The organism is Microbispora bryophytorum (genome assembly GCF_006874465.1).
GTDB lineage: Bacteria > Actinomycetota > Actinomycetes > Streptosporangiales > Streptosporangiaceae > Microbispora > Microbispora bryophytorum.
In genome coordinates, this window is sequence record NZ_VIRL01000008.1 from 76111 (window position 1) to 88805 (window position 12695).

Sequence of the window (12695 nt, forward strand, 5' to 3'; positions counted from 1 at the left end):
GGTGAGCGTGGACTCCGCACGTCATTCCCGCGAAGCGGGCCGCCCCTCGCGCTCCCTCGTCTTCCTGGCCTCGGCCGCGCTCGTCGCGGGCACCGGCGCGGCGCTGTGGGCCCTGCCCGCCGCCCCGACCGGCGGCTGGGCCGCGACGCCCGGGGGCGAGCCCGGGGTCACGGCCGGCGGTGGGACGTCTCCGGCCTCGCCGGTGCCGGAGACGCTGGTCGCCGCGCGCCAGACCGTCACCTCGCCGGCCCCGCCCGCCGCCGCGCCCCCGGCCGACGAGCCCGCGGCCCGTTATCGGGGGTTCCTCGACGCCGCCGGTGAGCCGCGCCCGGAACTGCTGCGGGCGGGGGTGCGCTCGTTCGCCATCGGGCACATCGTCGCCGGCCCCGGCGGCTGCGCTCCCCACTGGGCGGGGGCGCAACCGCGGGGCGGATACTCCGTCACGGCGCGGGTCGACCGGCTGCGGGCCGACGGCCGCGAGGTGTGGGCGGCGTTCGGCGGGCCGTACGGGCAGGAGCTGGCGGTCACCTGCGAGGATCCGGCCCGGCTGCTCGCCGCCTACCGCCATGTCGTGTCGGCGCTCGACCCTCCCGGCGTCGACTTCGAGGCCGGTGGGGCGGCCGGCCCCGCCGCCGTCCGCCGCCGCGCCGCCGCCGTCGCCCGGTTGCAGCGCGACGCGCGGTCGCACGGCCGCTCCCTGCGGGTCACGTTCACCCTTCCCGCCTCCCGGCGCGGCCTGGAGCCCGCCGACCAGGAGATGCTGCGGGCGACCCGCGAGGAAGGCGTGGAGATCGAGTCCGTCGGCCTGCTCGTGCCGATCGCCTCCGGCGTCTCGAACCTCCACGACCTGGCCGTCGCCGCGCGGGCGGCGCGCCTCCAGATCGCCACGGCGCTGGACGTGCCGCCCGACCGGGCATGGCGGCGGATGGGCCTCGCGCCGGTCCTGGCCGGCGCCGGCGACCTCGGCATGGACGAGGCCGGGCGGCTGGCGGCGTTCCGGGCCCGCAACGGCCTGGGCTGGCTGTCCCTGCGGGGCGCCAGTCCGGCCGACGACGTCGTACGGATCCTGACCCGGCCGTCGCACCCCGACGCGGGCGTCGCCCGCCCCGAGGTCGCGCCCGGGGCTCCTCCCGTCCGCCCCCGGTGATCCTTCTCGGCGGCGCCGCGCTCGTCGGGCGAGCGGCGCGGGCTCAGTCCCTGACGAGCAGCGCGACGCACTCCACGTGGTGGGTCATGGGGTACTGGTCGAAGGCCCGCAGGTCCTCCAGCCGGTAGCCGTGCCCGGCGAACCAGGCGACGTCCCTGGCCAGCGTGGCGGGGTCGCACGAGACGTACACCACGCGCGAGGCCTGCAGGCCGGCGACGCGCTCGACCACCGCACGGCCGAGACCCGCGCGGGGCGGGTCGGCCACCACCAGGTCGGCCCGTTCGATCCGCAGCCGGTCGAGCGCCTCCTCCACCCTGCCTCGCTCGACCTGCGCCTGCGGCAGGTCACGCAGGTTGAACCGGGCGTCCTGCGCCGCCTGCGGCTCGGACTCGACGCCGAGCACCGCGCCCTCGGGGCCGACGGCCTCGGCGAGCCCGGCGGCGAACAGACCGGCGCCGCAGTAGAGGTCGAGCGCCCACTCCCCCGGCTCGGGCCGGCCGAGGTCGAGCACCGCACCGAGCAGCGTGGCCGCCGCGCCCGGGTGGACCTGCCAGAATCCGCTCGCGGTGACCCGGAAGTCCCGTTCGCCCACCCGCTCGGTCAGCGAGGCCCGGCCACGCAGCGCCCGCGTGCCCCGCCTGCCCTCGTCGAGCAGGACCGAGGCGTCCACGTCCGGGATGTCCGCCCGGCGGCGCGGGACGGGTTCGACGATCACGGCGCGGTCGCCGCCGGAGGCGGCCACCACCTCGACCGCGGCGGCCCCCGGCCAGGCCAGGCGTTCCGCGCCGACCTCCTCGACGGCGGGGTGCGCGATGAGGCACTCGGTGACGTGCTCGATGTCGTGCGACCGGTGCCGCCGCAGCCCCGCCGTGCCGTCCCGCTCCACGGCGAACCGCACGCGGGTGCGCCACCCGAGGCCGTTCTCCGCCCCCGGCACCTCCTCGACCACGACCTTGAGGTCGAGGCTCGCCAGGCGCCGGAACTGCTCGGCGACCACGTCGGCCTTGAGCCGACGCTGCGCCTCCAGCGACGCGTGCTGCCAGTCGCAGCCGCCGCAGCGGCCGGGGCCGGCGAACGGGCAGGGCGGCGTGACCCGGTCGGGTGAGGGCTCCAGGACCTCGACCGCGTCGGCCCGCAGGAACTTCGTGGTCTCCTCGGTGACCTCGGCGACCACCCGCTCGCCGGGCAGGGCGTGCCGGACGAAGACCACCCGGCCCTCGTGCCTGGCCACACACCAGCCGCCGTTGGCGACGGTGTCCACCGTCAGTTCGAGCCGTTCGCCGGCCATGTCGGCCTCTTTCGTATCGGTCATGCCTTGACCTGTGTGTCCTTAGGTGGGTGCTGATAGGAGCGGCGGGAGGCGCCGGGAGCGGATGGCTCCCTGCGGCCCTTGAGGCGGTCGGAGGAGGCGAGCTGGAACGGCACGCTCGTGACCATGACCCCGGGCTTGAACAGCAGTCGTCCCTTGAGCCGCAGCGCGCTCTGGTTGTGCAGCAGGTGCTCCCACCAGCGGCCGACCACGTACTCGGGGATGTAGACCGTCACGACGTCGCGCGGCGAGCGCCGCCGCAGCGATTTCACGTATTCGAGCACCGGGCCGGTGATCTCCCGGTACGGCGAGTCGAGGATCTTCAGCGGCGCCTCGATGCCGCGCCGATCCCATTCCTCTCTGAGCCTGTTCGCCTCGTCGGCGTCCACGCTGACGGTCACGGCCTCCAGGGTCGACGGACGAGTCGCTCTGGCGTACGCGAGCGCGCGGAGCGTCGGCTTGTGGATCTTCGAAACGAGCACGATCGCGTGGTTGCGGGCGGGCAGCAGCGACTCCTCGCTCTCATGCCCCTCCGGCGCGGCGAGTTCCTCGGCGACCCGGTCGTAGTGGCGCCTGATGCCCTTCATCATGAGGAAGAGCACCGGCATCGCGATGCAGACGATGTACGCGCCGTGCGTGAACTTGGTGGCGAGCACGACGACGAGCACGAGCCCGGTCATGACCGCGCCGAAGCCGTTGATCACCCGTGAGCGCATCATGTGGAAGCGCGCCCTCGCGTCGGTCTCGGTCCTCAGGTGACGGGTCCAGTGCCGGACCATGCCGATCTGGCTGAGGGTGAACGAGACGAACACGCCGACGATGTAGAGGTTGAGCAGCTTGCTCACGTCCGCGTCGAACGCCCAGATCAGCAGGCAGGCTCCGGCCGCGAGGATGACGATGCCGTTGCTGAACGCGAGGCGGTCGCCCCGGGTGTGGAGCTGACGCGGCAGGTAACGGTCCTGGGCGAGGATCGAGCCGAGCACCGGGAAACCGTTGAACGCGGTGTTGGCGGCCAGGAACAGGATGAGTGCGGTCACCGCGGCGATCACGACGAACAGGAACGAGCCGTGGCCGAAGACGGCGGAGGCGACCTGGGCGATGATCGGCTGCTGGTAGTAGCCGGGCCCGGCCGGGTGCCCGGCGATGATGACGTCCCTGGCCACAAACGCCGGGTCGGTCAGCTTCACGCCCGACTTGAGGCCGAGGAAGATGATCCCGCTGAACATCGTGACCGCGATGAGGCCCATCATGAGCAGCGTGGTCGCGGCGTTCTTGCTCTTGGGCTTGCGGAAGGCCGGCACGCCGTTGCTGATCGCCTCGACGCCGGTGAGCGCGGCGCATCCGGACGAGAAGGCGCGCAGCACCAGGAACGCCATCGCGAATCCGGCGAGATCGGCCTGCTGCCCGATGATCCGGTAGTCGGCGGTGGGTGCGCGCAGGTCGTCGCCGAGCACGACCAGCCGGAACAGGCCCCACGCGACCATGCCGATGACCGCGATCATGAAGGCGTAGGTCGGAACGGCGAACGCGACACCCGATTCCCGGAGGCCGCGCAGGTTCATGATCGTCAGGAGTGTGACGATGGATATCGCCACCAACGGGCGGTGTTCGGCGACGAAGGGGATCGTCGCGCCCACGTAGTCGGCGCCGTTGGCGACCGACACCGCCACGGTCAGCACGTAGTCGACGAGCAGGGCGCTCGCGACGGTCAGCCCGGCGGTCGGCCCCAGGTTCGTCGTCGCCACCTCGTAGTCGCCGCCGCCGCTGGGATAGGCGTGCACGTTCTGCCGGTAGGAGGCGACCACCGTGAGCATGACGAGGACGACGCCCGCCGCGACCCACGGGCTGACGCTGTAGAGGCCGACCCCGCCGATCGACAGGATGACCAGAATCTCCTGCGGTGCGTACGCGACCGATGACAGTGCGTCACTCGCGAACACGGGCAGTGCCACGCGCTTGGGCAGCAACTGATGGTGGAGCGCGGTGCTCCGCAGAGCCCGCCCCACGAGGAGCCGCTTGACAAGATCTGGCACCTTCGACACGTCTGTTGAGCCTAGTCCCCCGGCGCCGCGCCCGGGTCATGCGGTGGCGCGGAGTGGCGACATACTGTCTGCAAGAGGAGACCGCCACAACCCACGGCGGGGGAGCATGCATATTGTGATCATGGGATGTGGCCGGGTCGGCTCGACCCTGGCGCACATCCTTGAGGACAACGGGCACTCGGTCGCCGTGATCGACCGCGACCCGCAGGCCTTCCGGCGGCTGCGGGCCGGCTTCCGGGGCCGCAGGGTCACCGGCATCGGCTTCGACCGCGACGTGCTCGAAGAGGCCGGCATCACCTCGGCCGCCGCCTTCGTCGCCGTGAGCAGCGGGGACAACTCCAACATCATTTCCGCCCGGGTCGCCCGGGAGATGTTCGGCGTGGACACCGTGGTCGCCCGCATCTACGACCCTCGCCGCGCCGAGGTCTACCAGCGGCTCGGCATTCCCACCGTGGCGACGGTCCGCTGGACCGCCGACCAGATCCTTCGCCGGGTGCTGCCCGAGGGCGCCGAGCCCCTCTGGCGGGACCCGACCGGCACGGTCATCCTCGCCGAGGTGGCCTTCCACCAGGGCTGGATCGGCACCCGGGCCAGGGTGATCGAGGACGTCACCGGCGCGCGCGTGGCCTTCGTCAACCGCATGGGCGAGGCGCTCGTGCCGAAGGACGCCACCGTCCTCCAGGAAGGTGACCTCCTCCACCTGGTCGCCGCCGAGAACGAGATGGACCGAATCAACAAGGCGCTGTCCGCCCCGCCGTCCGACGAGGAGCACTGATGCGCGTCACCATCGCCGGCGCGGGAGCCGTCGGCCGTTCCATCGCGGCGGAGCTCCTGGAGAACGGTCACGAGGTCCTGCTCATCGATATCGACCCCCGCGCCATCAAGATCGACAGCGTGCCGCGGGCCGAGTGGCTGCTCGCCGACGCCTGTGAGATCTCCTCGCTGGACGAGGCCGGGCTGAACAGTTGCCAGGTCGTGATCGCCGCCTCGGGCGACGACAAGGTCAACCTCGTGGTCTCGCTGCTCGCCAAGACCGAGTACGGCGTGCCGCGGGTGGTCGCCCGGGTCAACCACCCCAAGAACGAGTGGCTGTTCAACGAGTCGTGGGGCGTGGACGTCGCCGTCTCCACCCCGCGCCTGCTGTCGGCCCTGGTCGAGGAGGCGGTCAGCGTCGGCGACCTGGTGCGCCTGATGACCTTCCGGCAGGGCCAGGCCAACCTGGTGGAGCTCACGCTGGCCGATGACGCCCCGGTGGTGGGTCAGCGGGCCGGCTCGGTGCCGTGGCCGGTGGACTCCGCCCTCGTGGCGATCCTGCGCGAGGGCCGGGTGCTGGTTCCCTCGGCCGACGACCCGCTGGAGGCCGGCGACGAGCTGCTGTTCGTGGCCAGCCAGGAGGTCGAGAACGAGCTCACCGAACTGCTGTCGGCCCACGGGCGTCCCTGACCCGCGTACGACTCAGGCCCCGGGCATACTGCCCGGGGCCTGAGTCGTTTCCGCGTGATCGTCAGATGGACGGCTGCGCCGGCGGCTGCATCGGAGTGCGGCCCCGGGCGAGCACCCACACCATCGCGCCGAGCGCCGCGACCTGCAGCGGCCAGCCGAGAGCGATCTTGGCCACGCCGAGGGCGGTCACCTGGTCCGCCCAGTAAAGCGGCAGCTGGACCATCACCCTCAGCAGGCACGGCAGCATGAGCAGCCACGTGAGCCGCGAGCACAGCCGAACCAGCGCGGAGTCGCCGTGCCAGGCCGTCGGGTCGCCGGTCACCGAGCCGATCAGGAAGCCCACGACCGGCCAGCGGACCACGATCGACAGCAGCATGCCGGCGGCGTAGGCCCCGTTGTAGAGGATCCCGGGCAGGAACACGTCCTTGGCGTCGCCGGTGCGGGCCGCGAAGAACGCGCCGATCCCGATGCCGACGAGGCTGTTGAGCACGAACTGCGGCGTGGTGCGCTGCGCGAGCCGCACCAGCAGGAGCACCACCGCCGATGCGATGCCGACGATCAGCGAGGGCTTCAGCTCGTTGGTGCCCATCCACGTGCCGGTGAAGGCGAGCGTGGGCACCGCCGCCTCGACGATCCCGCGCCTGCCGCCCAAGGCCTTGCTCATCTGTGCGCGAACCGCCGCCTCGACGGTGGCGTGCGCCGCGGGGGCCGTCATGTCCGCTGTGCTCATACGGTCTCCTGAGAGATCAAGGGCCACCGGCCGGGCGTAGCTCGTAGCGGGGGTTGAACATGACCTTGCGGCCGTCCTGGAGGCTGACCAGCCCTTCGGCCCGCACCACCCGGCCCGGCTCGATGCCGGCGATCTTCCGACGGCCGAGCCAGACCAGGTCGATCACGTCCGACCCGTCGTACAGCTCGGCCTCGAGGGCGGGAGCGCCGCCGCGCGGGCGGAGGGTCACGGTGCGCAGCGTGCCCGCCACACATGTCCGCTGGCGCTCACCGCACCGCGCGATGGGAGTGGCCCCCTCGTGCTCCAGGTCCTCCTGGAGCTCGGCGGCCTCCAGTTCGGCCTGGCTGGTGGTCAGCCTCTGGAAGAAGCCCCGCAGTCCGCCGCGTCTGGCAGGCTCCGGCGTGCCCATCGGTCACTCACCCAGCTTCCTCGTTCGCGATCCCCTTCGGGGGATTCGTCGTCCTGGCTCCAGCCTAGGCCCGTCGTTTCCCACCGCAGCATACGTGAGCCGGTTTCGGGCCAGAAGGACGGTCAGGGCAGGGCTTACCCCCCGATTCGGTCAACCGCCGCGTCCCGGACGGCGTCAGCGGATCTCGCTGATCTCCGGACCACGTTCGAAGGGCCGGAGCTCCTCCTGCCGGGCCCCCTGCTGCTCCTCCATGGCCTGCCTGGCCTCGGTGGGCAGCCGGAGCTGGATCGCCTCCCTGGGCGGCATCGGCTCGTCGCCGCGCACGACGACGATGCCGCGCACGACGTCCTCCAGGACCCGCGCCGCCTCCGGGTCGACCGCCGCCCTGCCGCTGATCACGGCGCGGAGGAACCAGCGCGGCCCGTCGACACCGACGTAGCGCACCGGCTGCCGTCCCTGCGCCTGACCCTGGCCCTGTGTGGGCACCTCGGCCGCGACCTCCGGGCCGAACGGGCCGTCCCGGTCCTCGGCCGAGCCGCCGGCGGCCACCACCTCACGGGCGAGTTCGGCGCGCACCTCGTCCCAGATCCCGCTGCGCTTGGGCGCGGCGAAGGCGTTCACCTGAAGGGCGCTCTCCTCGACCAGGACGATCACACCGTCGACCTGGTCGCCCGCCATGCTGAGCTGGATCTCGAATCCGGGACCGACGGGCAGGCGCAGGCCCCCCAGGTCCACACGCTCGGCCTCCGGGTAGTCGTCAGCGGCGTCCCAGGGGCCCGTCCTCCGCGCCTGGGCGGGGCTCTCCCCCCGCACGACGACTGGTGCGGTCTCCTCCTCCGCGCGTTGCCGGCGTCGCAACACTTGTCTCACTCTCCTCGCATCGTGGCCCGGTTCCCGGGTTCCGCGGTGTCAGCTACCCGTCGAGCCGAACCCGTTCGTGCCCCGTACGGAGCCGGGCAACCGGTCTACCTCGTAGAACGCCGCCCGTTCCACCCGCTGGACGACGAGCTGGGCGATGCGGTCACCGCGCCGGAACCGCACCGGGTCCTTGGCGTCGGTGTTGATCATCGTCACTTTGATCTCGCCCCGGTAGCCGGCGTCGATCGTGCCCGGCGCGTTGACCAGCGTGACCCCGTGCCGGGCCGCCAGGCCCGACCGCGGATGGACGAAGGCGGCGTACCCGTCCGGCAGCGCGATGGCGACGCCGGTCCGCACGACCGCCCGCTCGCCGGGCAGCAACTCCACGTCCTCCGCCGCGAACAGGTCGGCCCCGGCATCACCCGGATGCGCGTACGACGGGAGCGGAAGGTCCGGATCGAGCCGGTGGATCAGGATCTCGACACTCATCGGACGGCCTCGATCCCGCGATTCGGTACAGGGCAGCTCATGCCACACCCTCGCCTGGCGGCTCGGGGTTGCGTCGTGCCGAAGGCGCGCAGATCAGCACCTCGCGAATTGCGCTGTGTTCCTTGGTTCGCTCGCTACGCTCGCTCACGAGGCAAGACCCTACCCGTTGTGCTGGGGGGACACCGCCTCTCCCGCTCCGGAGGGCGGGCGCGCCGTCTCCGGTCCCTGTCCGCCCTGTCCGCCCTGCTCGCCGCGCCCTGAGTCGGCGGGCTGGGACGGGTGAGAGGGCGCGGGCTCCGCGGCGCCGGCCTCGGGCCGCGGGGGCAGGTCCCCGGCACCGGGCTCCGGCTGCGGGGGCACGTCCCCGGCACCGGGCTCCGCTCCGGGCTCGGCCGCGCCCGGCGGGCCGCCTTCGGAGGGCGGCTCGATGGCGGGGGGCCGGCCGCGGCGCAGTTCTGGCAGCGCGCGGTAGATGACCGCCGTGAGCGGCACGGCCACCACCGCGCCCGCGATGCCGCCGAGCACGCCGCCCACCGCGAGGACGAGGATGATCGCCAGAGGGTGGAACTCCAGGGCCCGGCCCACGATGAGCGGCTGGAGCACGTGGTTCTCCAGTTGCTGCTCGACCACGAGGACGCCCACGAAGATCAGCGCCAGGAACCAGCCCCGGGAGCCGAAGGTCACCAGCGTCGCGATGGTGCCCGCGAACAGGATGCCGACGATCGGGATGAAGCTGGCGACGAAGACCAGCACCGCGAGGGGCGCCCACAGCGGCACCTGCATCCCCGCGAGCACCACTCCGATCACGAGCCCGTGGATGGCGGCGACCGCCACCGTGCCGTGCACGTAGTGGGAGATCGTCGCCCAGGCGGCGCGGCCCGCGCGGTCGACGCGCGTGGAGGCGCCGCCGAAGGCGCGCAGGAACCAGACCCAGATCCGGTCGCCGTCCTTCAGCAGGAAGAAGGTGACGAAGAGGATCAGCACGATGGAGGTGAGCACCTCGACGACCGCGGTGGCGCCGCTCAGCACCGTGCTGGTGATCTGACTGCGGTATTGGGTCACCTGGCTGCTGAGCTGGTCCACGAAGTCGGCGATCTGCGCCTCCTTCAGGTGGAGGGGGCCGTGCAGCAGCCAGTCCTGGACGTTGCGAGCGGTCACCTGGATCTGCAGGACCAGCCGGGGGAACTCCTCGTTCGCCCGCACGCCGATGAGGAACCCGATGCCGACGATCAGCGCGAGGCCGAGCAGCATCGTGAGCCACGTCGCGTAGATCGGCCGGAGCCCGGCGGCACGCAGCCGGCGGGTCAATGGGTGAAGCAGGGCCGCGAGCAGCAGCGCGACCACCACCGGCATGACGACGAAGCTGATCCTTTCGATGATCAGCCAGAAAACGTAGATCATCCCACCGAGCAGCAACAGCCGCCAGCTCCACGCGGCCATCGTGGCCAGCGTCGGCGGAACCCTCTCCGAGGTACTGCGGTTAGACGGGATCACGGATCCAGCCTGGCATGTCGGCGGGCGGGATGCGCAGTCGTTTTACCCGCGTGTGGAGGTCGCCTCCGCCGCGCCCTCGCCGCAGGTCCCCGGCCGCGGGCCGTCACCCGTACCGAAACGTCCGGGAACACCGTGGAACGTCCCAAACGTCACCGGCCACCGCCGTCACCACGAAGGCACGGCGGTGGCCGGCGGTGGCCTCACGCGGTCAGCTCGGCGACCGCGTCGAGCGGGCCGTCACCGGGGTCGAGGACGAACTCCTCGACGTTGCCGGCCGCGCACAGGTCGTCCTGGGCCATCCGGACGAGGTCCGCCTGGCCCCCCGACACGGTGAGCCGGGCGACCTCGGCCCGCATCGACAGCCGCGCCTCGGACTTGGCCCGCCGCACCCGGCGGAGCACCTCCGCCACGGCGTCCAGCACCGCGGGATCGCCGTGCCGCGCCTCGGGCAGCTCGCCGGCGGACGGCCAGGCGGCCCGGTGCACCGAGCCCTCCCGCCACCACCCCCAGACCTCCTCGGTCACGAACGGCAGGAACGGCGCGAACAGCCGCAGCAGCACGTCGAGCGCCCGCCGCAGGGCGGCGACGGCCGAGGCGTCCCCGTCGTACGCGCGGGCCTTGACCAGCTCCACGTAGTCGTCGCAGAACGACCAGAAGAAGCGTTCGGTCCGCTCCAGCGCCCTGGTGTAGTCGTAGGACTCGAACGCGTCGGTGGCCTCGGCGACGACCGCCCCCAGCGCGGCCAGCATGGACAGGTCGACCGGCTCGGTCACCTCGCCGCCGCCCTCGGACCGGAAGCCGAGCACGAACTTCGACGCGTTGAGGATCTTGATGGCCAGCCGGCGGCCGATCTTGATCTGCCCGGTGTCGAACGCCGTGTCGGTGCCGGGGCGCCCGTTCGCCGCCCAGTAGCGGACCGCGTCGGAGCCGTACTCCACCAGCAGGCCCATGGGCGTGACCACGTTGCCCTTGGACTTCGACATCTTCTTGCGGTCGGGGTCGAGGATCCACCCGGAGATCCCCGCGTGCCGCCAGGGCAGCCCGCCGTGCTCCAGGTGCGACCGCACGACCGTGGAGAACAGCCAGGTACGGATGATCTCGTGGGCCTGGGGCCGCAGGTCCATCGGGAAGACGCGGCGGAACAGGTCGTCGTCGCGCTCCCACCCGGCGGCGATCTGCGGGCTCAGCGACGAGGTCGCCCATGTGTCCATGACGTCGGGATCGGCGGCGAAGCCGAGCGGCTTGCCCCGCTGGTCCTCGGTGTATCCGGGAGGCACGTCGCTGGACGGGTCGACCGGCAGCGCCGACTCGGGCGGGACGATCGGCGCCTCGTGGATCGGCTCGCCTCCGGCGTCGAGCGGGTACCAGACCGGGATCGGCACGCCGAAGAACCGCTGGCGGGAGATCAGCCAGTCGCCCGCCAGGCCCTCCACCCAGTTGTCGTATCTGACCCGCATGTGCGGCGGGTGCCACTCCAGCTCCCGGCCGCGCTCCAGGAGCTCGGCGCGCAGCTTCGCGTCCCTGCCGCCGTTGCGGATGTACCACTGCCGGGTGGTGACGATTTCGAGGGGCCGGTCGCCCTTCTCGTAGAACTTCACCGGACGCTGGATCCTGCGCGGCTCGCCGTCCAGGTGGCCGGACTCGCGCAGCATCTCCACGATGCGCTCGCGCGCGCTGTGCACGGTCTTGCCGGCCAGCTCGGCGTACGGCCCGGCCGGCACGCCCTGGGGCGGCTCGGGCAGCAGGCGGCCGTCCCAGCCGATGACCGGCCGGGTGGGCAGGTCGAGCTCGCGCCACCACGTCACGTCGGTGACGTCGCCGAACGTGCAGATCATCGCGATGCCCGAGCCCTTGTCGGGCTCGGCGAGGTGGTGGGCCACGACCGGCACCTCGACCCCGAAGACCGGGGTGCGGACGGTGGTGCCGAACAGCGGCCGGTAGCGCTCGTCGTCGGGGTGGGCGACCAGCGCCACGCAGGCCGGGATCAGCTCGGGCCGGGTCGTCTCGATCCACACCGTCCCGCCGGGGCCGTCGCCGTCCGGCCGTTCGAACCCGATGCGGTGGAAGGCGCCGGGCCACTCCCGGTCCTCCAGCTCGGCCTGGGCCACGGCCGTGCGGAACGTCACGTCCCACAGGGTCGGGGCCTCGGCGACGTACGCCTCGCCGCGGGCGAGGTTGCGCAGGAACGCGCGCTGGGATGCCGCCCGCGAGGTGGCGTCGATGGTCGCGTACGTCATCGACCAGTCCACCGACAGGCCGAGGCGGCGCCACAGCTCCTCGAACGCCTTCTCGTCCTCGGCGGTCAGCCGCTCGCACAGCTCGATGAAGTTGCGGCGCGAGATCGGCACCTGCCGCTTGGCGTCCGGCTTGCCGGGCGGCGCGAAGTCCGGGTCGTACGGCATGGAGGGGTCGCACCGCACGCCGAAGTGGTTCTGCACGCGGCGCTCGGTGGGCAGGCCGTTATCGTCCCACCCCATCGGGTAGAAGACCTCGCGCCCCCGCATCCGCTGGTAGCGGGCGATCGTGTCCGTGTGCGTGTAGGAGAAGACGTGCCCCACGTGAAGGGACCCGGAGACGGTAGGCGGGGGGGTGTCGATGGAGTAGACCTCGTCCCTGCCCCGGGACCGGTCGAACCGGTAGGTGCCCTGCGCCTCCCAGCGCGCTACCCATACCGCTTCCAAGCCGTCGAGTGTTGGTTTCTCGGGCATGGCTGCGGGGAGTCGCTGTTCGGTCATGCCACCACATGGTATGGCGTGGACCGTCACCCCGCGGGG

The 12695-nt window shown here is 72.3% G+C and carries 11 protein-coding genes; 3 read left to right on the plus strand and 8 right to left on the minus strand.

Annotated features, from left to right (window positions below; translation table 11 throughout):
* Positions 1-7 precede the first annotated feature (7 nt).
* Positions 8-1147, plus strand: coding sequence for a glycoside hydrolase family 18 protein (locus FLX07_RS16860; RefSeq protein WP_142571754.1), 1140 nt, complete (start codon positions 8-10; stop codon positions 1145-1147).
* Between the two features lie 43 nt (positions 1148-1190).
* Here FLX07_RS16860 and FLX07_RS16865 read toward each other — a convergent pair whose 3' ends face one another.
* The gene (locus FLX07_RS16865) at positions 1191-2459 is read right to left on the minus strand and encodes a class I SAM-dependent RNA methyltransferase (protein WP_142571755.1); all 1269 of its coding nucleotides are present in this window, start codon (positions 2457-2459) and stop codon (positions 1191-1193) included.
* Positions 2456-4498, minus strand: a complete 2043-nt coding sequence (locus FLX07_RS16870; RefSeq protein ID WP_142571756.1) for an APC family permease — start codon at positions 4496-4498, stop codon at positions 2456-2458. Before FLX07_RS16870 ends, FLX07_RS16865 begins: the two co-directional genes overlap by 4 nt.
* A 106-nt stretch (positions 4499-4604) precedes the next feature.
* Between FLX07_RS16870 and FLX07_RS16875 the strand changes: the two genes are divergently transcribed.
* A complete protein-coding gene (locus tag FLX07_RS16875; RefSeq protein ID WP_142571757.1) occupies positions 4605-5273 on the plus strand; it encodes a potassium channel family protein in 669 nt (222 codons plus the stop codon).
* A complete protein-coding gene (locus tag FLX07_RS16880; RefSeq protein WP_142571758.1) occupies positions 5273-5941 on the plus strand; it encodes a potassium channel family protein in 669 nt (222 codons plus the stop codon). Before FLX07_RS16875 ends, FLX07_RS16880 begins: the two co-directional genes overlap by 1 nt.
* A gap of 61 nt (positions 5942-6002) precedes the next feature.
* On the opposite strand, the gene FLX07_RS16885 is transcribed toward FLX07_RS16880, so the two are convergent.
* The 6 genes from FLX07_RS16885 to valS form a co-directional block, all read right to left on the minus strand.
* On the minus strand, positions 6003-6671 hold the full coding sequence (locus tag FLX07_RS16885; RefSeq protein WP_142571759.1) for a DUF3159 domain-containing protein: 669 nt from the start codon (positions 6669-6671) through the stop codon (positions 6003-6005).
* A gap of 16 nt (positions 6672-6687) precedes the next feature.
* Positions 6688-7080 carry an OB-fold nucleic acid binding domain-containing protein gene (locus FLX07_RS16890; RefSeq protein ID WP_142571760.1) on the minus strand — a complete coding sequence of 131 codons (393 nt, stop codon included), beginning with the start codon at positions 7078-7080 and terminating at the stop codon, positions 6688-6690.
* A gap of 174 nt (positions 7081-7254) precedes the next feature.
* On the minus strand, positions 7255-7941 hold the full coding sequence (locus FLX07_RS16895) for a DUF3710 domain-containing protein (protein ID WP_142571761.1): 687 nt from the start codon (positions 7939-7941) through the stop codon (positions 7255-7257).
* Between the two features lie 48 nt (positions 7942-7989).
* Positions 7990-8427 carry a dUTP diphosphatase gene (dut, locus tag FLX07_RS16900; protein WP_142571762.1) on the minus strand — a complete coding sequence of 146 codons (438 nt, stop codon included), beginning with the start codon at positions 8425-8427 and terminating at the stop codon, positions 7990-7992.
* Between the two features lie 159 nt (positions 8428-8586).
* Entirely contained in the window at positions 8587-9867 is a 1281-nt protein-coding gene (locus tag FLX07_RS16905; protein ID WP_142571763.1) for an AI-2E family transporter, read from the minus strand.
* Positions 9868-10121: 254 nt separating this feature from the next.
* Positions 10122-12656, minus strand: a complete 2535-nt coding sequence (gene valS / locus FLX07_RS16910) for a valine--tRNA ligase (RefSeq protein ID WP_142571764.1) — start codon at positions 12654-12656, stop codon at positions 10122-10124.
* Between the last annotated feature and the right edge of the window lie 39 nt (positions 12657-12695).

Coding starts and splice junctions, on each gene's coding strand:
- FLX07_RS16890 (WP_142571760.1), bottom strand. CDS start 7,080: ATGGGCACGCCGGAGCCTGCCAGACGCGGCGGACTGCGGGGCTTCTTC.
- FLX07_RS16880 (WP_142571758.1), top strand. CDS start 5,273: ATGCGCGTCACCATCGCCGGCGCGGGAGCCGTCGGCCGTTCCATCGCG.
- FLX07_RS16905 (WP_142571763.1), bottom strand. CDS start 9,867: ATGGCCGCGTGGAGCTGGCGGCTGTTGCTGCTCGGTGGGATGATCTAC.
- valS (WP_142571764.1), bottom strand. CDS start 12,656: ATGACCGAACAGCGACTCCCCGCAGCCATGCCCGAGAAACCAACACTC.
- FLX07_RS16885 (WP_142571759.1), bottom strand. CDS start 6,671: ATGAGCACAGCGGACATGACGGCCCCCGCGGCGCACGCCACCGTCGAG.
- dut (WP_142571762.1), bottom strand. CDS start 8,427: ATGAGTGTCGAGATCCTGATCCACCGGCTCGATCCGGACCTTCCGCTC.
- FLX07_RS16865 (WP_142571755.1), bottom strand. CDS start 2,459: ATGACCGATACGAAAGAGGCCGACATGGCCGGCGAACGGCTCGAACTG.
- FLX07_RS16875 (WP_142571757.1), top strand. CDS start 4,605: ATGCATATTGTGATCATGGGATGTGGCCGGGTCGGCTCGACCCTGGCG.